This is a genomic window from Paraburkholderia mimosarum LMG 23256 = NBRC 106338, from assembly GCF_000739815.1.
Taxonomy (GTDB): Bacteria; Pseudomonadota; Gammaproteobacteria; order Burkholderiales; family Burkholderiaceae; genus Paraburkholderia; species Paraburkholderia mimosarum.
This window is the reverse complement of the sequence record NZ_BBJJ01000060.1, coordinates 1-21,319: the sequence shown is the minus strand read 5'-3', so window position 1 is coordinate 21,319 and position 21,319 is coordinate 1. Positions and strand designations below refer to the sequence as shown.

Here is a 21,319-nt window from a genome sequence, read left to right as displayed (position 1 = left end):
CGCCTCTCATTGCGCTGGCGCGGCGGCTGGTGGCTGCGCACCCGGCGCGGGCTGCGCGAACTCGGCCTGAATGCGCACGCCGATCTCGTCGCCCACGGCCGGATACCAGGTCGTCAACCCGAACGCCGCACGGCTGAACTGGCCCGTGGCCGCGAAGCCGAGCGTGGGCTGCTTCGTGAGCGGATTCGGCGCGGAGCCGTTAAAGGTGACGTCGAGCGTGACCGGCTGCGTCACGCCTCGTATCGTGAGATTCCCGGTGAGCCTGCCGCGCCCTTCGCCCGTGCGCTCGAAGTGCGTGCTCGTGAAGCGGATCTGCCCAAAGCGTTGCACGTCGAGCATCTGCGGGCCTTTCACCATGGCGTCGAGCGCACTGACATTGGTGTCGAGGCTCGTGGCGTCGATGGTCGCGTCGACCGCGGCCGTTTCGAGGCCGCCCGCGCGCCAGTCGAGCGTGGCCTGTGCCCGGTCGAAGCGCATGACAAAGCGCGAGTAATGGAAGTGATCGACGTCGAACACGATGCTCCAGTGATGCTCGTCCATCGTGTAGCGTCCCGGCGGCACATCGGCCTCGGCGCGGCTCACGCTGTGCGTGACGACGCGCAGCGGCGTGCATGCCGCGATGCCGGCCGCGCACAGCGCCGCGCAAAAGGCGCGGCGCGATTGGCGAATGCGAGACGAAAACGGCCGCTCTTTCATGTTTCTTCCCATTGGCTCGTCGATATTTCCAGTACGTTTGGCGATCCGCGTTTCTTCCACGCGGCTCGAGAAGCATAACGCGTCGGGGCCGGATCGCAGCGAAGGGAGCCATCGGCCGTAGATGAGCCGCACATTGCATGCCGCGCGAAACTCGGGTTTCATACGCCCATCGAAGTGCGAACGAGCGGAGCGCCGAGCCATGCCAGTCACGAACCACGCCGTGTGTTTTCACGCCACGCTCGTGCGCGACGTCGATGCGATGACGGCTGCCACGGCGCGCTCGTTCGGCCGGCACACGCACGACCAGTACGGCATCGGCGTGATCGAACGCGGCGGGCACGTCTCGCTGAGCGACGCGGGCCAGGTCCAGGCCGTGCCGGGCGATCTCATCCTCGTCAATCCCGGCGAAGTGCACGACGGCCGCCCGCTCGACGCCGCGGGCCGCACGTGGCGCATGCTGTATTTCGAGCCGCGCTGGATCGACGCGCTGCAGACCGACATCACGCAGGGCGACGACACCGAGTTCGCGCTGCATGCGCCGGTGATCTCCGAACCGCCTTTGCGCGCACTGTTCGATGCAGCCTTCGCCCACGTGACCCAGCTGGACAATCAGGGCGCTCAAAACGGCGACCTGTCGCAGATGGCCTTCTACGGCGCGGCGCTCGAAATCATGACCCGCCTCGTCGAAGCACTCGGCCACCGGCGCGCGCTCGCGCCATGCTCGCCGGCATCGCTTGCCCGCGTTCGCGAAATGATCGACACCGATCCCGCCCAGGCGTTCTCGCTCGCCGAGCTCGCCCATGCGGCGGGTCTGAGCCGCTTCCAGCTCCATCGCGGCTTCCTGCGTGCGTTCGGCGTCGCGCCCCATGGCTACATCCTGCATCGCCGCGTGGCGCTCGCGCGGCGCCTGCTCAAGGCGGGGCACGCGCCGGCGCAAACCGCGCTGGCCGCCGGATTCTGCGACCAGAGCCACCTTAACCGCGCGTTTGCACGACAGTTCGGCGTGTCGCCGGGGCGCTACCGCCTCGCGCGCGGCGAATTTCCCACGCGCTGACGCACATCGATCCAAGACGGCGCGCCGTGGTGGGCCTATACAGGCGTATCACCACGAGGAGCGCTCCATGTCGATTCGATTGCCGTCGTGCGCCAACGCACGACGCACTGCACTGTCCCCCCGATCCATCGCCCATCTGCAACTGACTGGCGCCATGCTGACCGTCGGCAGCACGGTGATCGCCAGCAAGGCGATCGGCGCCGGGCTCGATCCGCTGCCGGCCACCGCGCTGCGCTTCGCCATTGCGTTGCCGGTGTTTCTGCTGTTCATGCGGCTCACCGGCACCGCGTTTCCGCGCCCGGGCCTGCGTGATGCGCTCCTCCTGCTCACCCAGGCCGCGATCGGCAGCGTCGGCTACACGGTCTTGCTGATTGCCGGCACGCAGCGCACCTCCGCGAGCGACGCCGGCATCATCCTCGGAACCCTGCCGGCCGTCTGCGCGTTGACAGCGGCGCTGGTGCTCGGCGAGCGGCTGCGTGCGAGCACGATCGTCTCGGTGACGATCGCGAGCCTCGGCGTGGCGATGGTCACGCTCGCACCCGGCGAACATCGCGACGGCGTCCGCTCGCGCATGGGCAATGCGATGATTCTCGGCGCGGTCATCTGCGAAAGCTTGTTCGTCCTGCTAAACAAGCGCCTTTCGCAGCCGTGGCCGCCGCTTGCGCAGGCTGGCGTGATGACGGGACTCGGCTTCGTCGTTTCCGGCGCGTGTGCGCTACCCGGCTGGCTCGGCGCGCCGCATGCCATTCCGTTGCACGCTTTCCTCGGCGTCGCGTATTACGCGCTCGTGCCGACCGTGGGTGGATTCTGGCTCTGGTACGCGGGCGCTGCGCGTGTACCGGGCGGCGAGGCGGCCGTCTTCACGGCGGTGGCGCCCGTGTCGAGCGTCGCGCTCGCCACGCTGCTGCTGGGCGAGCCGCTCACATTCACGCGCGCGGTGGGGCTCGCGCTCGTTGTCGGCGCCGTGTTCGCGGTGTCGGGCCGCCGCGTGCACGTGAGGCGCCGACTCCGCGGCGCGCGCGGCCGTAACACCCCTTGACTCAGGAGAATGATCGTTCTACATTGCGCATCGGGAGAACGATCATTCTCCCGATGATCCACGCAATGCCGCTAACGGCACGAAGCCATGAACACACCCGCTGTCCAGAATCCGCAAGCCCGTGAGGCAGACGCACGCGAGCGCCTGCTCGACGCCGCCGAGGCGTTGATCTATGCGGGCGGCATTCACGCAACGGGAGTCGATGCGATCGTTCGTGCGGCGGGTGCGGCGCGCAAGAGCTTCTACACGTATTTCGACTCGAAGGACGCGCTCGTCGCGGCCGCGCTGTCGCGGCGCGACGAGCGCTGGATGCGCTGGTTCGTCGCCGGCACGCTCGCGCGCGGGCGTACGCCGCAGGCCCGCCTCATCGGCATGTTCGACGTGCTGCGCGAATGGTTCGCATCGGACGGCTTTCACGGCTGCGCGTTCCTCAATGCTGCGGGCGAGATCGCATCGCCTGACGACCCTGTGCGCGTGGTCGCGCGGCAGCACAAGGAGCGCCTGCTCGCATTCGTGCGAGAGCAAAGCGATGCGTGGGCCCTGGCGGTCGGCGCCGATCGCCGGGTTGCTGCACGGCTCGCGCGCCAATGGCTGATCCTGATCGATGGCGCGATCGGCGTTGCGCTCGTGAGCGGCGACGCCGATGCCGCGCTCGACGCACGCTCGGCAGGCCGATCGTTGCTCGCGGCGCTCGCGCCATGAAGCACCGCTTATACCCGAAGCAAGTCTGGCAGTGAGTCCAGACCGCGCACCGTTGCATCGCGCGAACCAACCCCAGGAGAAAGACCATGAGTGAAGCGACCGAAGTCCGCCCGCCGGTGCCGCCGTTCACGCGCGAGAGCGCCATCCAGAAAGTGCGCGCCGCCGAAGACGGCTGGAACACGCGCGACCCGCAACGTGTTTCGCTCGCGTACACGCCGCAGAGCGTCTGGCGCAATCGCGCGGAGTTCGTGACGGGCCGCGAGGCGATCGTTGCGTTCCTCGCACGAAAGTGGGCACGCGAGCTCGACTATCGCTTGATCAAGGAATTGTGGGCATACACGGACAATCGCATCGCCGTGCGTTTCGCCTATGAATGGCACGACGATTCGGGCAACTGGTTCCGATCGTTCGGCAACGAAAACTGGGAATTCGATGTGAACGGCCTGATGGCGCGTCGCCATGCCTGCATCAACGATCTGCCGATTCGCGAAACGGACCGCCTCTACCGCTGGCCGCTCGGGCGCCGCCCCGATGATCATCCGGGCCTCTCCGACCTCGGTCTCTGACGCGCTGCCTTGATCGGGACGACTCACGTCGCCGGCACGCTAACTGCTGCGAGCGAGTTGCCCGATTCGAGCCTGGACTCCATTGCGTACATATGAGGTTGCGGTACAGTGCGTCATTCACCGAACAGCGACCACAAAATAGACGACTCCATCGAGGATCGGCGCAAGAAGAGACGGAGAGCCCATGCGGTTTTGGCAGAAGCGAGGTGGCGCGGCAACGATGGCGGAATCGGGAGCAGAACCAAAGAAGGCGAAACGCGGCGCTGCGGCTGCGTTGCTGCTCCTGCCGCTGGTGTTGTCGAGCGCCGCCCGACCGGCGCACGCGGCGAACTGGTGTGGCTCGGGCCTCTGGGTGGACGCCATGGTGGGCTCCTACCACATCCATCCCGACAAGGACTTCGAGCAGTTCAACCCGGGACTCGGCATCGAATGCTGGCCCGGCGAGACGTGGGCGCTCACCGCGGGCGGCTTCCGCAACTCGCTCCGCCGGCCCTCTTACTACGGCGGCGCGGTGTGGGCGCCCGAGTTCCTGCATTGGGGCTTCGTGCGTCTCGCGGCGATGGGCGGCATCATTTCAGGCTACAACTACGGCAACTGGGGCCTCGGCCATGACCATACGATCGGGCCGGTGGTCGCGCCTATCGTGATGGTCGCGTACAAGCGCGTGGGCGTGAACTTCATCGTCATCCCGCCAATTCCGTCCGATGATCTGCCGTTCACCATCGGGTTTCAGTTGCGGTTCAGGTTTTGAGTCGCGACGACCTCCCGCAAACCCTCACCTTTGCCCTCAATCTGTCCGCTTTGTCATATTGGTGTCAGTGACACGCCACGGCGCGCCCATAACATATGGGGCTTCGCGTTCGAGTGCGCGAAGCCGAGCGCAACCCAAGCCAGAGGAAAAGAATGAGGAAGTTCACACGCATGCTGATCGCCGCGGGCGCACTGGTCATGAGCGCTGGCGCCATCGCTGCCGATGCCCCGGAGCCCGTCTGGTTGCCTGCCACGGCCGCGGCACGGTTCCAGAATGCGAGTGCGATCGTCGAAGGGGCGAGCGGGTCGAATGTGAAGTCGACACTTTATGTCTTCATGGATCCAAACTGTATTTACTGTCACCTGGTGTGGAAAGCGCTGCAACCGTATGAAACGGTCGGGCTGCAGGTGCATTGGATTCCTATGGGTTTTCTGAAAGCCGATTCGGCGGGCAAGGCGGCAGCGTTGCTGGAGGCGAAAGACGGCGCTGCGCTGCTCAGGGAACTCGAAACGCACTACTCGGTGAAAGACGAATCGGGCGGTATCGCACCGCTCGCGCACGTTCCCGCCGCCGATCAGAACAAGCTCGACAACAACATCAAGCTGTTCCAGGACCTCGGTTTCGATGGCACGCCCACGCTTGTTTATCAGGGTTCGGGCGGGCGCTGGGCCAACGTCAGCGGTTTGCCGCAGTTGAGCCAGTTGCCGGGCATCCTGAACCTGCCGGCCCAACCGATCACCGATCCCGATCTGCAGAAATATCGTTGAACACGCGCCGCGGTGAGCTATCCGCCGCGTCGTGAGTTCACCGATGCACATAGGTGAGGACTTCCAGGGGTAGCACCCATGCGCTTCTCCCGAAAAGCCTCACCTTTGTTGTTTCGCCCGAGGTTTTGCGGCGCGTAGTCGGCCTTTTTCGGACCAACTGCTTGCTCATCGAACGACTTCGACGCGATGTGAATCGCCGGATCCGGGCATCGTTCGGCAAGACGTTCAGTTATCCATAGCGTTATTTCTTCCGCGCGAAAGGGTTGTCGCAGCCTACTGTAGAATTTTTTCAACTGCAAAGGTTCAGGCGCGTATGCCGCGTCGCGCGGCGCAAGGGTGAGTGTTTTCGGGAGTGCGAACGCCGCGTGACGGACCGCCGCTGCGCGGCTGCGTTCACGCGAGCGCGCCGCGATTCGCGGTATAGTCAGTTGCCAAACGTGGCTTCGTCGCGCGGGCTGCGGCTTGTTCGCCATACTGTTACCCACGCTGCGCGGCACCGCGCCAGTCGGCACGCCTTCACGTCGTCGGTGCCGGCCGCTGCGCCGGGGCAGTCTCCCACGGAGTTTTCCATGAGCATCCTCGACAGGCTTTGGCCGCGCGCCCGCGCGAGTCAGGCGCCGGAATCGCCGCAAATCCACATGCTGATCGAGCGGCTGCTCGTGCTCGACCCTGCTCTGAAGCTCGTGCCCGAATGGCGTGAGCGGCTCGTGCCCGCGCTCTCGCAGTCGGTGGCGTTCGTGCGTGACACCGTGGATCGCATGCCGGCCGCGCGCGAGGCGGGCGCGGCCACGTGGCTGAACGACCCCTACATCCACGCATTTTTTGCTGCGCCTGACGAGGTGGGTCATGTGCTGAGCCGCTCGCCCGAACTGCACGCCTGGTTCGAAAGCCATCCGCTCGCGCGCGAGGTCTACGCCGTGCTCGGCATGGCGATGAACGAGCGCAGAGGCTTCGGTGTCGAGCAGTATGGCGACGAGGTACACACCGACGTCATGCAGACGACGTTGAGCTTCGACGATCATCAGGTGCGCGTGTGCGGCGAAACGGAAAGCGATCTGCGTGAGCAGATCGTGCAGCGCGTGGTCGAGCAGATCGCGCTGGCAGGCCTCGCGCAGATCGGCGCCGACGAGTCGCGCCGCGACGTGCTCGAGCAGGATCGCGCGCTCCTCAGAACCCGCCTGCAACTACTCACGCGTCATGGTGCGGGCACGGAGCGCATGCTGGGCGAGCACGCCGTGCAAAACGCCGCCGAAGTGGCGAAAGTCGAAGCGCTGATCGCCGGGAACGAGCGCGAGATCGCTGCGCTCGGACTCAAGAGCGAAGCGCTCGAGCACAACCTCGCGGTGATCTGCAACGTGCTTTCGAACCCCGCGCAACACACGAACGTCGAAATGCGCGAGATCTGTCTGAGTCCGATGAACGTCGTACTCGCAGATGGCGGCTCGGGCAACCGCGCATCGATCACCTTCGCGCTTGCGCGCCTGCCGGCAAGTCCGCAAGGTCTGCGCGCGTTCTCGCTGGTGCGCTTCGCGCGCGCCGATCTTCAGCCGTTGCCGCGCGTACTGGTCGAAGACAGCCGCTTCATGATCTGAGTGGTGTCGGCGTGGGCTGGCGTCGCCGCCAAAGGTGAGGACGTTCGGGAGGCTGGCGCGTGCAACGTGACGGTTCGCTAGCAGCGTGTGCGACAGTCACCGTCTGAGCGTGTCATCCCCGAGATTTCGTCATGCCGATCCGCAGCAGAAGCCAGTTCCCGCGCACAATATTTTCCTGGTAGTCCCAGGTTTCCGAATGGAATCTTGCTACGCCCCAGGCGTTAGCAACCGAATCGTTGCGCACATCGTGCGTGACGGATCGACAGGTGAGTGTTTTCGGGACCGGAGCCCAACGGTGCGAAATTGCGCGTCCAGGCGCTAACCGTTTATGCAAAAAGCCCCTTTGCAAGGGGCTTTTTTGTCTCTGGGCACGGCGTTGCTGTTGGCATGCCGGCGCAAAAGGTGAGCGTTTTCAGGAGTCGCGTGCGGGCCAGGCCAGCACGCCGTTGGCGTCGATCGTGAAGCGCAGTTCGCCTGCATGAGTTGCCGGCGCGTCCTCCGCGGCGATGTCGAAGGTGACGCCAGCGATCTCGACGGCGACGTAGCGGTCGCCATGACGCAGCGACGTGCCCGCGATGCGGCCCGGCCACGCACCCTCCGGCGTTGCGGCGAGCGCGCGCGGCGAGACGCGCCACATCACGCGTGAGCCGACTGCCAGCGTCGTATTGACGCAGGGCAGGCATAGCCCCTCCGGTGTTTCGATCACGCCGCCGGCCCGCACGATACCCTCGCCGACGTTGTGCAGGCCGAGCAGCTCGGCCACGCGCAGTGTGGCGGGCCGCTGGAAGACATCGGCCATGCCGCCCGCCTGCAGCACGCGACCCTGTTCGATCACGAGCAGTTCGTCGGCGAGCAGGGCCGCCTCGTCCGGATCGTGCGTCACCACGACCGTCACCGCGCCGACCTCGCGTTGCAGCGCTCGCAGCGATTGCTGCAGGCGGCGCCGGCGCGGCGTGTCGAGTGCGGCGAACGGCTCGTCGAACAGGAGCAGTTGCGTGTGTCGCGAGAGCGCACGCGCGAGCGCGACGCGCTGGCGCTGGCCGAACGAGAGCTGGCGCGGCAGACGCTGCGTGAGCGCATCGAGACCTAGGTGCGCGAGCCAGTAACGCGCGCTGGCTGCGTCGGCATCGACGGGAAACGCCAGCTGCTGCGCCACCGTCATGTGAGGAAACAGCCCATAGTCCTGCGGCATATAGCCGATCTGGCGGCGCTCGGGCGGCAGCGCGCCGAGATCGGTCGCACCGAGCATGATCGCGCCCGCATCGTTATGTTCGAGCCCGGCGATGATGCGCAGCGCGAGGGACTTGCCCGAGCCCGAAGGACCGATGATCGCGAGCCGGCGCGTTTGCGGCTGCCACGCGATATCGAGTGTGAACGCGCCGAGACGGCGCCGCGCCGCGAAGGCAAGCCGAAGGTCCGCACTGGCCGGTGGGGACGGGGCCGGCGTGAAAGCGGTGAGCTCATCGCCGTTTTCGGGGTTCACCTCCGGCGCTGCGCGTGTCCCGCGGCTGTACACGGAGAGCACGGCGCAGATGATCGCGATGCCGAGCGTGGGCAGGAGCAGCGGCATCATCGCGGGCAGGCCCTGGCCGCCGAACACGACATACGTATAGACCGGCAGCGAGTACGGGTGATAGGCCACCATCACGGTCGCGCCGAACTCGCCGAACGCGCGCAGCCAGGCGAGCGCGAGCCCCGCACGGATGGCGGGCCAGGCAACGGGCAGCGTGACGCGAAAGAAACGGCTAGCGGCATGATGGCCGAGCGTGGCGGCGACGTCGTCGTGGACCGGGTCGACAGCGGCGAACGCCGAGCGCGCCGCGACGATCAGGAAGGGCGCGGCCACGAACGTCTCGGCGAGGATGATGCCCGTGAAGGAATCGGTGAGCGTGCCGCCGAAGAACTGGCCGAGGGCGCTATACGGGCCGATGAGAAAGAGCAGCAGCACGCCGCTCGTCAGTGGCGGCAGCGCGAGCGGCAATTGCACGACAAAGCCGAGCAGGGCGATGCCGCGCGCGCGCGAACGCGCGAGCCAGTAGCCGAGCGGCACGCCGCCCACGAGGATGATGAGCGAGGCCACGCTTGCGCTCGCCACCGAAACCCCGACTGCCGACCAGGTGGCGTGCCAGTCGACGCCGGCCCAATCCGCCTGGCCGATCTGCGGGATGCTCGCGACGAACGGTGCGCACAGATAGACCGCGAGCAGCGCGCCCAACCACCAGAGCGGCTTCGAGGGCCTCATGGCACGCTGTGCGGACTGCGTCATTGCTGTGCGGCGTCGACCACGGCCTGGACCGACGGCGGGATCGCCTGGGGCTGACCGTTCACAACGGGCTTCGTCACGTCCACGCCATGCCCGGCGAGCAGCTTGCGCCCTTCGGCGGAGAGCAGAAAGTTCACGAAGCGCGCCGCGCCCGCGCTGTTGGGGGCGTCATTGAGGATCGTGAGCGTGTAGTTCGCCTTGATCTTCAGCTCCGGTGCGGGATGGACTGACGGGATCTTCAGGTCGGAGGTTTCGGTCGAGTAGAAGAAGCCCGCGTCGAGCTGGCCCGATTGCAGGCGGCCAGCGAGCGTTTCCTCGGGCAGCACCTGCTGCGGATTTTCCGGCGTGCCGAGGATTCTTTCCACGAGATCGGGCTGGTTGTAGGCCTGCGCAGCCTTCGTCATCAGTTCCACGGTGAAGGCGCCCTTCGGGTCGAGCTTCGGGTCGGTGCGGCCAAGGCGGATGCCCGGCTCCTGCAGCACCTGATCCCACTTTTTCGTCTTGAAATCGCTGGCGAAACGGCTCTTCGGGTTGTAGCCGATCAGGAGCGGCGATTCGGCGAAATTGACGTACCACCTAACGTGATTGCCATTGGCCTCGCCCATGAGGCTAGCGTTCACCTTCGGGCTCGCGCTGATGAATACGTCGCCGCGACGCAGCTTGCCCTTTACTTCATTGGCGATCTTGTTCGAGCCGGCGGCGTACCCCCGGAAATGCAGGCCGGTTTCCTTTTCGAACGCGGGGCCCACGCTCTTTTCCATGAGATTCACGAGCGAGCCTGCATACAGCACGTTGACGTCGGATTCGTCGGCGCGGGCCGCGCCCGCAGCACCGAAGACACCGCTCACCACGACGACTGAGGCCACCAGCTTGCGGATCGACATGTTCGACGCCCCGTATCGTTATAAAGGTCCATATATTACGATGGAGTGCTGCATTCATGGTTCTTTCCCTAACCATTTCATCTCGATTGTGGAGACCCTCATGCGCACCAGCGCTCGCAATCATTTCTCCGGCGAGATCAGCGCGGTGAAGCCCGGCGCCGTCAACGACGAGGTCACCCTGCGCGCCGATGGCGGGCTCCAGATCGTCGCGATCATCACTCACGGCAGCACGGCGTCGCTGGGTCTCGCCGCCGGCAAGCCGGCCTTTGCGCTCGTGAAGGCATCGTCCGTGATCCTCATGGTCGACGGCGACGCGAGCAAGGTGTCCACGCGCAACGTCATCGCGGGCACGGTGTCGTCGGTCACGAAGGGCGCGGTGAACGCGGAAGTCGTGCTCGCCTCGCCTGGCGGCGCGCAGATCGCGGCCATCGTGACGAATGAGAGCGTCGATCGCCTCGGCCTCGCGGCAGGCAAGCAGGCCACGGCGCTCTTCAAGGCATCGAGCGTGATCGTCGGCGTGGACGGCTGATGGGCTGCGGGGGGGCGCCACCGAGTGCGCCAGCGCGAGGAGAAGCTGCGGGCCCGTGAACTCGCGCGGGAATGGGCAGGCGCTCGTCGCGCTCGTGCAGACCTGACGTGAAGTCGAGTTCCGGGCCTCGCGGCAATCCGCTGCCGTCGCCCCCATGCACTAAACTTGGCGCTTTTGCGCCGCGGCTTTGCCTTCCATCGGCACGCGCCAAGCGTTCTTTCCGGCTGTTCAATGACCCTACCTGCCCCGGCACCCAAGGCGGCATTCGAAGACCCGCCCGGCCTTTCGCGCAATCGCGGCTTCCAGCGCTTCTATGGTGCGCGCGTGCTCTCCTCGCTCGCCTTCCAGATGCTCGCCGTCGCCATGGGCTGGCACATCTATGCGCTCACGCATAGCGCCTTTGCTCTCGGTCTCGTCGGCCTCGCGCAGTTCCTGCCGATGTTCTGCCTGACGCTCGTAGTCGGCCAGGTGGCGGATCGCTATGATCGCCGGCGCATCGCCTCGGTCTGTCAACTCGTCGAGTGCGCCGCGGCACTGACGTTCGCGGCCGGCACGCTCGGCGGCTGGCTGGGCGCGCCGCTAATCTACGCGCTCGCCGCCTGTGTCGGCGCCGCGCGCGCGTTCGAGTCGCCTGCCATCTCGTCGCTTTTGCCGGGCGTCGTGCCGCGCTCGCACTTGCCGAATGCCACGGCGTGGTCGACCTCGGCGAATCAGACTGCGAACATCGTCGGCCCCGCGCTCGGCGGCCTGCTCTACGGAATCGGCGCGGCGCCGGCCTACGCGGCCTGTACGCTCGCTTTTGCTGCCGCGGCTGCGCTTTCCGGCACGATCCCGCTGCGCACGAAACCACCCGCGCGCACGCCCGTCACGCTGGAATCGGTGTTCTCGGGTATCGCCTTCATCCGCTCGCAGCCCGTGATTCTCGGCGCGCTCTCGCTCGACCTGTTCGCCGTGCTGTTCGGCGGCGCAACGGCGCTGTTGCCCGTGTTCGCCCGCGACATCCTGCACGCGGGGCCGATCGCGCTTGGGCTGTTGCGCTCCGCGTCGGCCGCGGGCGCGCTCGCGGGCTCGATCTGGCTCGCGCACTTTCCGCTGCGGCGCCGCCCGGGGCTCGCGATGTTCGGCGGCGTGATCGTGTTCGGCTGCGCGACGATCGCGTTCGGGCTTTCGCACAACATCGTCGTGTCGCTCGTCGCGCTCGCGGTGCTCGGTGCCTCGGATGTGGTGAGCGTGGTCGTGCGGACCTCGCTCGTGCAGTTGCGCACACCCGAGGAAACGCTCGGCCGCGTGAGCGCGGTCAATTCGCTTTTCATCGGCACGTCTAACCAGCTTGGCGAGTTCGAGTCAGGCTTGACCGCCGGATGGTGGGGCGCGCAGCGCGCCGTGCTCGTTGGCGGCGCGGCCACGATCTGTGTCGCGCTGCTGTGGATGCGGCTCTTTCCGGCGTTGCGCGACACGCGCTCGCTGGCGCCCGAAGCGACGCCCGCCGCCGAGAGCGCGAACTAGCCGCAGGGCCAGACGGCGCCTGACCGCGATCATCCTCGGGAAGGTGCGCCGCGCCCAGCGACACGCCGTCCCGACGATGCCGCGCCCGGGGTTTGCCGTTATCCTTGCTCCAGGGCCCGCTCGCGGCGGGCACCGTCTTTCTCATCCACCGAACCCATCAATGCATCAATCGACTATCGCCGCAAGGAGCGCCGCATGCGCGTAGGCCGCCCCGTCAAGGCGCTGCCGCAGCCCTTGTGCGATTACTGCGGCGCGAAAGCGGTGCTCGCGCGCTTCGCCGACGAGGCCTATCCGTATCGCGACGATCATGGCCCGCTCTGGGTCTGCACGCCCTGCGAAGCGTGGATCGGCGTGCCCGCGCGCAGCACGCGCAACGTGCCGCTCGGCCGCCTCGCCAACGCCGCCCTGCGCGACGCCAAGAGCCGCCTGCACGACGCGCTGGAACCGCTCGTCGCCGCGAAAATGCGGCGCGACAAGGTCAATGCATTCGAGGCGCGCGGCAAGGCGATACGCTGGCTGGCGGGGGAGCTGGGCTTCGACCTGCCGAATCCGTCGATCCACCTTCTGACGCTCGATCAGTGCGAGCAGGCCATCCGCCACATCGAAGCGTTCGTGGCCGCGCGGCGCGGCGAGGGCGACCCGCGCTGAGGCGTCTGCCGCACATGCAGGGCCGTTCGCCAGGCGGACGGGCGATGCATGCCGCATCTGCGTCACCGATAGTTGCGTCCGAATTGAGGGACGCCTCTCAATCTTCGGCGCGGCGTGCCGTTATTGCACGGAACAGACTCTTACGTGCCCTTCCATGGCCAGGACCATTCCTTTTCCGCCTCGCCCGCAAGCCGGTCGCGCCCGCCGCAGCAAGTCGATGCTGCTGCCGATCCCGCGGGCGGTCGCGAATGAGCTCGCGCTCCAGGTGCATCTCGCGCTCGCCGCGCTCGGCCGCGGCGGCACTTGCGACGACGCGCGCGCCATGCTTCATGCTCACGTGCTCGCGCAATCGATTGCGGAGGCCGGGTACGGCGTGCTCGACCCGGAGCAGGTGCGCCAGGCCGACGCCGCGCTGATCGCCTGCTTCGAGCGCGGCAATACGGGCGGCGGCTGGCAACTCGACGAAGCCGGATTCGCGGCGCTCGCGCAGCTCGTGACTGTGTACGACCGCCAGTTGCAAGGCGCGCCGCTGTGGGCGTTGACGGAGGCGAGCGAGCGGCTCGAGCGCATGGGCGCCGGTGAGACGAGCCAGCGGGCGCTGCGCAAGAGCGCGTGAGGCGGGCCCGGCGGGTACGCCGTTTGCACGCCCACGGTTTGCCGGCACCCGGCCGGCGTCGCGCACGGGCAGTGGGGAGCAGGCAGTACGGTGCAGTGAACGCTTTGGAGAGACGAGCGCGGATCGCGACGCGGGTGAACGGAGCGCAGCCGACGATGTAACCCCAAAAAACGCATGGCCGGTTGCAAGGTTTTCGCGACGCCGCCGGTCAGGCCACCGGTTGGGCCCCGCTGGACCCTTGGGCGGGCACCAGCCGGCGCTGTGGCGACATTGGCACGAGATTTGACGCGGGGTGCGAATCGTGTTGACTTCAGACAGGTGGCGTGACTAAAATTCGCCCGTCTTAACAAAAGGGGCTGACGCCTTGGACAGTAGCAGTTGTCGATCTTCGAACAGTTTCGCTGCCTGACCGGCAGGACGTCCGCGCTCCCTTTCTTTCAGCCGCCGTCTTGCCAGCCAGGCAGATGGTGCGCGTCCAGCAGTAAATCTTCGTGCACTCTTGAATAGCGTCGACCGACGCCGCAGCGCGCCTCGAGCATTTCAGGCGCCGCGGTCGGCCGACATCGCGCCGTGCGTCCGCAACCGATCGATGCGCGCTCACGGCACGGTTCGCTCGTTTCGCCACGCCGGCGCGACGCGCGGATCGACACATGTGTTGCCTTTGGGACGCCTGGCGAGGCTCCCGGGGCCAGCCGCCGTGACGATAAGGAGTTCCGATGTCTGACAGTGACAGTTATCCGTTATGCCGCTTCCTTTCCCATTGCACTGAGGAAAGCGGGCAGACGTGAGTCTCGCGTAAGCAAACTAGCGCTGACATGGCGCTGAATGCGCGCTACCGGGTCTGCTGGCTTTCCTCCCGAATGCGTCCTTCTCGACGCCAGGAGAACCAGTATGAACTTCGGCCTTCTTTTGCCGCACCTGCCGCACCTGCCGCAATCGCAGCAAACCCTTCACCCCGATGTGCTCGGCGCGCGTGAGCGCACGGTCGCCCAGCCGCCTTGCGGGGAATCGCGACTCGCCGCGCGCTGGCGAGATCTGCGCTCACGGGTGTTTCGGGACGCATCCGCCTTGAAGTAACGATCCCCGCGCGTACGGCCAGCCGTACGCGCCGCGCGAGGGCTTCGCGCAATAAACCAATCGCCGGTGCTTCGACATGAATCAGTTCAACCACACATTGCGAACGATCCGCCGCACAGCGCGCGCCCTTGCCGGCCTGCTCGCGCTCGCACCCGTTTGCGCCAACGGAGGCCGCTAATGGAGTTCAGCTTCAACCTGAACCGCACGGCCAACGCCTCGGCGTGGCGCGTGCTGCCCAACCGCTGGGACTTCGTGGCGTTCCCGCTCATCATCTGCCTGATCGCGATGGCGGCCGTGGGCTTTCACGAGACGATGGCGCCGATCTCGACGCTCAAGACCCAGGTCATCTCGCTGGACCCGGCCAATCTGCCCGAGTACGCCATGCGCACCACGCTGCGCATGCTGGCGGCGATGGTGGCCTCGCTCATCTTCACGCTCGGGTACGGCACGCTCGCGGCGAAGAGCCGCCGCGCGGGCCAGGTGCTCGTGCCGATTCTGGACATCCTGCAGTCGGTGCCGGTGCTAGGCTACATCTCGTTCACCGTCACGTTCTTCCTCGCGCTCTTTCCCTCGCGCGTGCTGGGCGCCGAGCTTGCCGCGATCTTCGCGATCTTCACGAGCCAGGCCTGGAACATGACGTTCAGCTTCTACCAGTCGCTGCGCACGGTGCCGCGCGACCTCGATGAAGTCTCGCGCGGCTTCCATCTCACGGGCTGGCAGCGTTTCTGGAAGCTCGAAGTGCCGTTCTCGATGCCGGGCCTCATCTGGAACATGATGATGTCGATGTCGGGCGGCTGGTTCTTCGTGGTGGCCTCCGAGGCGATCACGGTGGGCAACAACACGATCACGCTGCCCGGTGTCGGCGCATATCTGGCGCAGGCGATCGCCGAAAAGAACCTGCACGCGGTGGGCGGGGTGATTCTCGCGATGATCGTCGTGATTCTCGCGTACGACCAGTTGCTGTTCCGTCCGCTGGTCGCGTGGGCCGACAAGTTCCGCATGGAGACCACGAGCTCGGGCGAAGCCCCGGAGTCGTGGCTGCTCGACCTCATTCGCCGCACGCGTCTCATTCACCGTCTGCTCGTGCCGATGGGCTTCCTGCTCGCCACGCTCGCGCGCGTGCCGTTGCGCGTGCAACTGCCCAAGGCGCTGCCCGTCGTCACCCGGGTCAGCAAGCGCTCGCGCCTGGGCGACATCGTGTGGGCCGTGTTCGTGATCGCGCTGACCGTGTACGTCGTATGGCACGTGGTGGCCTACGTGCGTACCGGCGTCACGCTCGACGAAGTCTGGCACGTGTTCCTGCTCGGCCTCATCACGCTTTTGCGCGTGCTGCTGCTGATCGCCATCGCCTCGGTGATCTGGGTGCCGCTCGGCGTGCTGATCGGCCTGCGTCCGGCGCTCGCGGAGAAGGTCCAGCCGCTCGCACAGTTTCTCGCTGCCTTCCCGGCGAACCTGCTGTTCCCGGTGTTCGTGATCGTGATCGTGCGCTTTCATCTGAACCCGGACATCTGGCTTTCGCCGCTGATCGTGCTCGGCACGCAGTGGTACATCCTCTTCAACGTGATCGCCGGCGCGACCGCGTACCCGAACGACTACAAGGAAGCGGCGAAGAACTTCCACATTCGCGGCTGGCAATGGTGGAAGAAGGCGATGCTGCCAGGCATTTTCCCGTACTACATCACGGGCGCCATTACGGCCTCGGGCGGGGCGTGGAACGCGAGCATCGTCTCCGAATTCGTGCAGTGGGGCGACACCAGGGTCGTCGCGCATGGCCTCGGCGCGTACATCGCGCAGACGACCGCTGCCGGCGACTTCCCGAAAATCATTCTGGGCATCGCGATGATGTCCCTGTTCGTTACGTTGTTCAATCGCGTGCTCTGGCGTCCGCTGTACACCTACGCCGAATCCCGGCTGCGCCTCGATTGAGATGGAGTGACATCATGTTGAATCCGAAAATCGTCTCATCCGATCTGCTGCCGATTCGGCCCGCTCCCGGCGGCGAAGTGCTCGCCGTCAAGCATGTTTCCCGCGGCTTCGCGAAGAAAGAGGACGAGCGCCTCGTGCTCGACGACGTGAACCTCTCGCTGCGCGAGGGCGAGATCGTCGGCTTGCTGGGCCGCTCGGGCTCGGGCAAGTCCACGCTGCTGCGTATCATCTCGGGCCTCATCGAGCCGACCGAAGGCGAGGTGAGCTGGCTGGGCAAGCCGCTCGAAGGGCCGGCCGAGGGCGTTTCGATGGTGTTCCAGACGTTCGCGCTGTTCCCGTGGCTCACGGTGCTGCAGAACGTGGAAGCGGGCCTCGAAGCGCAGGGCGTCGGCGCGCGCGAGCGTCGCGAACGCGCGCTGGCGGCCATCGACCTGATCGGTCTGGACGGCTTCGAAAACGCCTACCCGCGCGAGCTTTCGGGCGGCATGCGCCAGCGCGTGGGCTTTGCGCGCGCGCTCGTGGTCGATCCGACGCTGCTACTGATGGACGAGCCGTTCTCGGCGCTCGATGTGCTGACCGCCGAAACGCTGCGTACCGATTTGCTGGATTTGTGGACGCAAGGCCGTCTGCCGATCAAGTCGGTACTGATCGTCACGCACAACATCGAGGAAGCGGTGTTCATGTGCGACCGCATTCTCGTCTTGTCGTCCAACCCGGGGCGGGTGTCGGCCGAGATCAAGGTGCCGTTCAAGCATCCGCGCAACCGTCTCGACCCGGCGTTCCGCAAGCTGGTGGACGACATCTACTCGAAGATGACCGCGCGCGAAGCCGCCGAAGCCACGCACCGCCGCCTCGAAGTGGGCAGCCGCTTGCCCGATGTGTCGACCAACATCATGGCCGGCCTGATCGAGACGCTGGCGGCCGCGCCGTATCACGGCCGTGCCGACATGCCCGAGATCGCCCGGTCGCTGCATCTGGAGGTGGACGACCTGTTCCCGATCGTGGAAATGCTGCAGCAGCTCGGCTTTGCCGACGTGCGCGAAGGCGACGTGCTGCTCACGCCGCCCGCGCGCGTGTTCGCCGAGATGGGCACGCAGGCGCGCAAGCTGATGTTCGCCGATCACCTGCTGCGCAACGTGCCGCTCGCGGCGCGGATCAAGAAGGTGCTCGACGAGCGGCCGGGCCATCGCGCGCCGCGCGTGCGCTTCGAGCAGGAACTGGAGGACGTGCTTTCGGATGTCGACGCCGAAGAAACGCTCGATACCGTGATCGAGTGGGCGCGTTATGGCGAGGTCTTCTCGTACAACGACCAGTCGGAGATTTTCAGTTTCGAGGACGTCGAGGCGTAAGGCTCGGCCCAGATGAGCAAAAAGCCGGATGGGATGACCATCCGGCTTTTTGTTTGGGCGCTGACTCGTTGTCATCCGGCCTCGCCCAGGCGCCCGCAGGCTTCCCTTACTGCCCGATGCCGATCAGTTCGACTTCGAACGTGAGGTCGCTGTTCGGCGGAATCGGGCCGACGGCGCGATCGCCATAAGCCGTCGCGGCCGGGCAGGTGAGCTTCGCCTTGCCGCCGACCTTCATCTTCTGCACCCCTTGCGTCCAGCACGGAATCACGCGATTGAGCGGAAAGACTGCCGGGCCGCCATGCTTGTCGGAGCTGTCGAATTCCGTGCCGTTCGCGAGCGTGCCGCGATAGTTCACGCGCACGACGTCGGTGGCGGTGGGTTGCGGGCCGGTGCCTTGCTTGAGGTGCTCGACTACGACGCCCGACGGCAACTTCTCGATGGGGTTGGCGGCAAACGCGCTCGTTGCGAGTGTGGCAGCGGCGACCAGGGCAATCAGTGATTTCATGAGATGTCCTCGTTGAATGGCTCGCCAATTATATCGGGCGCCTGTGTCGGCCCACGTTTCATCGCCGCGCTGGACGTTTTCCCCACAACACGTTGCGCGGCGGCCGCAAAGGTGAGCTTCTTCGGGACGTGCGATCCCGTGCGTGCAGCGCAGCATGCCTCCGTACGCAGACCATTGATTAGACGGAGAACTTTGCCGCGCCGGCGTTGGGGCGCGGTGCGGCTGTCGGCGCTCAGGTGAGCTTTTTCAGGAGCACGAAAACGAGAAGCGAAGGTGAGGCCGGTGCGCGTGAGCTGCGCACCGGCTGCGGCGTCACCGTGTCAGTTGGGCTTGCCGCTCGACGAACCCTGGCCGTCACCCGATGCGCCGCTCTTGCCGCTGCGCGGCTTGCCGCCCTGCGAAGGCGCCTTCGAAGCGCCTCGCGGTTGGGGGCGATCGTTGCCTGCGGAAGCGTCGTCGCGATCGTCGCCGTACGTGCGGCCTTCTATGTCGTCGCCGCGCGTCATGTCCACAAGGAAGTTGCGCTGCGGATTCGCGAGCTCGATGCCGCGCTCCGCGAAGCGCAGCAGCACGCGGCGGTTGAACTCGCGCTGCACGCCCCAGCGCGCCGAGTCCTTGCACTGGATCTGGCCGACGAGCGTCACGCTCGCGCCGTCCACCTGATCGACGCCCCAGTAGGCGAAGTCGCTGAGAATGCCGTCCTTGAAGGCGTCTTCCTTGCGGATTTCGGCGCCGATGTCCTTCAACGTGTCGATGGCGCGCTGCAGATCCGCGCCGTGCGCGATCTGCACCTTGACGGCCGCGTTGCCGATGCCGCGGTTCGTGTTGTTCACGGTCGTCACCGAGCTGAACGGCACGGTGTAGAGCGAGCCGTCGCCGCCGCGCAGCCGCACGGTGCGGATCGAGAGGAACTCGACGGTGCCCGACACGCCCGCCACCGTCACCCAGTCGCCCACCTGCATGGCGTTTTCGGTCAGCAGGAAAATGCCCGTGATGAAGTCCTGCACGAGCTTTTGCGAGCCAAAGCCGAGCGCCACGCCGAAGATGCTGGCGCCCGCGATGAGCGGCGCCGTGTTCACGCCGAGCTGCGAAAGCGCGGTGAGCCCGACCACGACGAGGATCGCAACGAGCAGCGTGGTGCGAAACATCGGCAAGAGCGTGCGCAGGCGCGCGGCGCGCACGAAGTCCCCGGCGTCGGTCCAGGCTTGCAGGCGCCGGTCGGCGGCGCCGTTCGCGAGCTCCCAGATCGCGACGGCGGCGACGATGGCGATGACGATCGTGAGCAGCGCCGAGCCGATCAGATGCCCGATGGGCGCGAGCGCGAGCAGGCGCGCGGGACGCAGGCCCCAGACGTGCAGCAGCACATCGAGCGTCACGATCCAGATCGCGGCGATCACGATACGCCGCAGCGCGGGATAGTAGCGATAAGCGCGGCGCTGCCCGAAGCTCATGTTCTCGTGATCATTGCGCAGGCCGAACACGCGGCTCAGCGCCCCGAGCAGCACAATGGCGCTGACCCGCGCGGCAAGCAGCACGACCAGCGAGAGACCGCCCGAGCGCACCAGCTCGCCGTAGCCGCCGCGCACATCGAGCGCCCAGACGAACCACAGCGCGATGACGACGAAGAGCGCCACGCCGACCCAGATATCGGCGAACCACTGCGCGAACCACGCGTAAGCGCCATGCCTTGCGGCCGCCTTGCGCATGGCATCGGCGACGGGGCGGCGCAGTTGCACGATCATCACGACGAGCGCGAGGTGGCCGATCAGCGCGACGACCTTCACGAGCGCGAGATTCGCGTCTTCGGTCATGCCGAGCGGCAGCGCGGCGCCAATCGCGCCGCCCACACCGCCGATCACGACGATGCGAACGAGCCAGCGTTGCGCGTAGGCGGCCCAGTTATCGGCGAGCGGCACGAGGCGCAGCGCGGCGGCGTCGGGCGCGAACAGCAGCTTGCCGAACATGACGATGACCCGGCAAACCACATACGTATCGACGATATGGCCGACCGCTTCGGCGGATGCCGCGTCGTCGGGGCCGAAGAGCGAGAGCACGAAAGCCGCGCACAGGCCGAAACCGATCACGGGAACGGCTTCGAGCAGCATGACGAGCAGGGCGCCCGGCAACCGTTGCAGCAGGCTCCAGTGATGGGCGCCGCGCAGCGCCTGATACGCTTCTTTCGCGCGTTTGGCGGCGCTTTTGGACGGGGCCTCTGCGTCGTCCTGAGCTTGCGCGGCGACGACCGTTGCACGCGCGGCGGCGTTGACGTCCGCATTCACGTTCGGTCCGGCGTCCGGATCGCGGTGCGTCGCGGCTTTACCGACAGTCGTCTCCATGGCGGCCGCTTCGCGCAGCGCGCCTTTGTCCGCATCGCCTTGTGCTTGCGCAGACTTCGCTTGCGCGGCGAGCGCGGCGCTCGTGCCGGTGGCTTCGGGTGTTTGCGGTTGCGGCGCAGAGGCTTGCGGCGGCTCACCGTCCTCGCGCTGCTTTGCGGCTTGATGCGCGGCAATGGCGCGCTCCGGCGCGACGACGACCCGGCGCAGCACCGTTGCGAGTGCGAGCGCGGGCACGAGTGTGAGCACCAGCACACGCAGCAGGGCGAGCAGCAGGGCGTGGCCCTGCGGTGTATTGAGATGGTCCTGCCACCAGTTGCGCGTGGCCCACAGGTCGAGCAGCGTCGCGAACGTGTGGCCCAGATGTTGCCCGAGCATGCGCGTGCCGCGCGCGGCGTGAGAGGCGACCTGCACGACGAGACCGTTGGAGCGCAGCGCCCCCGCGAGCGGCGCCGAGGCGGGCGTGGCCGCCGACGCGCCAGCGGCCGAAGCGGCCGCAGCGGCCGCAGCGGTCCC

19 protein-coding genes are annotated in these 21,319 nt (G+C 66.7%); 14 read left to right on the top strand and 5 right to left on the bottom strand.

The features are described 5' to 3' along the window. Positions 1-6: 6 nt before the first annotated feature. Complete coding sequence (locus tag BMI01S_RS28795) at positions 7-696, bottom strand: YceI family protein (RefSeq protein ID WP_036017798.1); 690 nt, start codon at positions 694-696, stop codon at positions 7-9. Positions 697-895: 199 nt separating this feature from the next. Between BMI01S_RS28795 and BMI01S_RS28790 the strand changes: the two genes are divergently transcribed. From BMI01S_RS28790 to BMI01S_RS28760, 7 genes are all read left to right on the top strand, one after another. Next, on the top strand, positions 896-1,750 hold the full coding sequence (locus BMI01S_RS28790) for an AraC family transcriptional regulator (RefSeq protein WP_042291369.1): 855 nt from the start codon (positions 896-898) through the stop codon (positions 1,748-1,750). A gap of 67 nt (positions 1,751-1,817) precedes the next feature. Beyond that, positions 1,818-2,789 (top strand): DMT family transporter, encoded by a 972-nt coding sequence (locus tag BMI01S_RS28785; RefSeq protein WP_081723276.1) that lies wholly within the window; start codon positions 1,818-1,820, stop codon positions 2,787-2,789. A gap of 87 nt (positions 2,790-2,876) precedes the next feature. Continuing rightward, complete coding sequence (locus BMI01S_RS28780; RefSeq protein ID WP_028209860.1) at positions 2,877-3,491, top strand: TetR/AcrR family transcriptional regulator; 615 nt, start codon at positions 2,877-2,879, stop codon at positions 3,489-3,491. An 86-nt stretch (positions 3,492-3,577) separates the two neighbouring features. After that, positions 3,578-4,057 carry a nuclear transport factor 2 family protein gene (locus tag BMI01S_RS28775; RefSeq protein WP_028209861.1) on the top strand — a complete coding sequence of 160 codons (480 nt, stop codon included), beginning with the start codon at positions 3,578-3,580 and terminating at the stop codon, positions 4,055-4,057. A 184-nt stretch (positions 4,058-4,241) separates the two neighbouring features. Beyond that, positions 4,242-4,808, top strand: coding sequence for a hypothetical protein (locus BMI01S_RS28770; protein WP_407668894.1), 567 nt, complete (start codon positions 4,242-4,244; stop codon positions 4,806-4,808). 152 nt (positions 4,809-4,960) lie between these two features. After that, positions 4,961-5,575: a thioredoxin fold domain-containing protein gene (locus BMI01S_RS28765; RefSeq protein ID WP_052408450.1), complete on the top strand. Its 615-nt coding sequence runs from the start codon at positions 4,961-4,963 to the stop codon at positions 5,573-5,575. 569 nt (positions 5,576-6,144) lie between these two features. Beyond that, entirely contained in the window at positions 6,145-7,167 is a 1,023-nt protein-coding gene (locus BMI01S_RS28760) for a hypothetical protein (RefSeq protein ID WP_028229730.1), read from the top strand. 412 nt (positions 7,168-7,579) lie between these two features. Here BMI01S_RS28760 and BMI01S_RS28755 read toward each other — a convergent pair whose 3' ends face one another. Then, positions 7,580-9,409: an ABC transporter ATP-binding protein/permease gene (locus BMI01S_RS28755; protein ID WP_036044100.1), complete on the bottom strand. Its 1,830-nt coding sequence runs from the start codon at positions 9,407-9,409 to the stop codon at positions 7,580-7,582. A gap of 20 nt (positions 9,410-9,429) precedes the next feature. After that, positions 9,430-10,314 (bottom strand): extracellular solute-binding protein, encoded by an 885-nt coding sequence (locus BMI01S_RS28750; protein WP_154671109.1) that lies wholly within the window; start codon positions 10,312-10,314, stop codon positions 9,430-9,432. A 100-nt stretch (positions 10,315-10,414) separates the two neighbouring features. Between BMI01S_RS28750 and BMI01S_RS28745 the strand changes: the two genes are divergently transcribed. The 7 genes from BMI01S_RS28745 to BMI01S_RS28710 all read left to right on the top strand — a co-directional run bounded on the left by BMI01S_RS28745 (position 10,415) and on the right by BMI01S_RS28710 (position 17,965). Further along, positions 10,415-10,843: a TOBE domain-containing protein gene (locus tag BMI01S_RS28745; RefSeq protein ID WP_028229732.1), complete on the top strand. Its 429-nt coding sequence runs from the start codon at positions 10,415-10,417 to the stop codon at positions 10,841-10,843. 231 nt (positions 10,844-11,074) lie between these two features. Then, the gene (locus BMI01S_RS28740) at positions 11,075-12,349 is read left to right on the top strand and encodes an MFS transporter (protein WP_042291365.1); all 1,275 of its coding nucleotides are present in this window, start codon (positions 11,075-11,077) and stop codon (positions 12,347-12,349) included. A 195-nt stretch (positions 12,350-12,544) separates the two neighbouring features. Then, on the top strand, positions 12,545-12,997 hold the full coding sequence (locus tag BMI01S_RS28735) for a zinc-finger-containing protein (protein WP_028209866.1): 453 nt from the start codon (positions 12,545-12,547) through the stop codon (positions 12,995-12,997). 217 nt (positions 12,998-13,214) lie between these two features. Next, positions 13,215-13,613: a hypothetical protein gene (locus BMI01S_RS28730; RefSeq protein ID WP_238327603.1), complete on the top strand. Its 399-nt coding sequence runs from the start codon at positions 13,215-13,217 to the stop codon at positions 13,611-13,613. A gap of 891 nt (positions 13,614-14,504) precedes the next feature. Beyond that, positions 14,505-14,690 (top strand): hypothetical protein, encoded by a 186-nt coding sequence (locus BMI01S_RS28720; protein ID WP_028229733.1) that lies wholly within the window; start codon positions 14,505-14,507, stop codon positions 14,688-14,690. A gap of 177 nt (positions 14,691-14,867) precedes the next feature. Continuing rightward, positions 14,868-16,616: an ABC transporter permease gene (locus BMI01S_RS28715; protein WP_028229734.1), complete on the top strand. Its 1,749-nt coding sequence runs from the start codon at positions 14,868-14,870 to the stop codon at positions 16,614-16,616. Positions 16,617-16,630: 14 nt separating this feature from the next. After that, on the top strand, positions 16,631-17,965 hold the full coding sequence (locus BMI01S_RS28710; RefSeq protein WP_028209870.1) for an ABC transporter ATP-binding protein: 1,335 nt from the start codon (positions 16,631-16,633) through the stop codon (positions 17,963-17,965). A gap of 106 nt (positions 17,966-18,071) precedes the next feature. Here BMI01S_RS28710 and BMI01S_RS28705 read toward each other — a convergent pair whose 3' ends face one another. Together BMI01S_RS28705 and BMI01S_RS28700 are read right to left on the bottom strand one after the other, a co-directional pair. After that, on the bottom strand, positions 18,072-18,470 hold the full coding sequence (locus BMI01S_RS28705; RefSeq protein WP_028209871.1) for an FKBP-type peptidyl-prolyl cis-trans isomerase: 399 nt from the start codon (positions 18,468-18,470) through the stop codon (positions 18,072-18,074). Positions 18,471-18,790: 320 nt separating this feature from the next. Further along, positions 18,791-21,319, bottom strand: a 2,529-nt coding sequence (locus BMI01S_RS28700) for a mechanosensitive ion channel family protein (RefSeq protein ID WP_052408448.1), incomplete at its 5' end; no start/stop codon positions are given.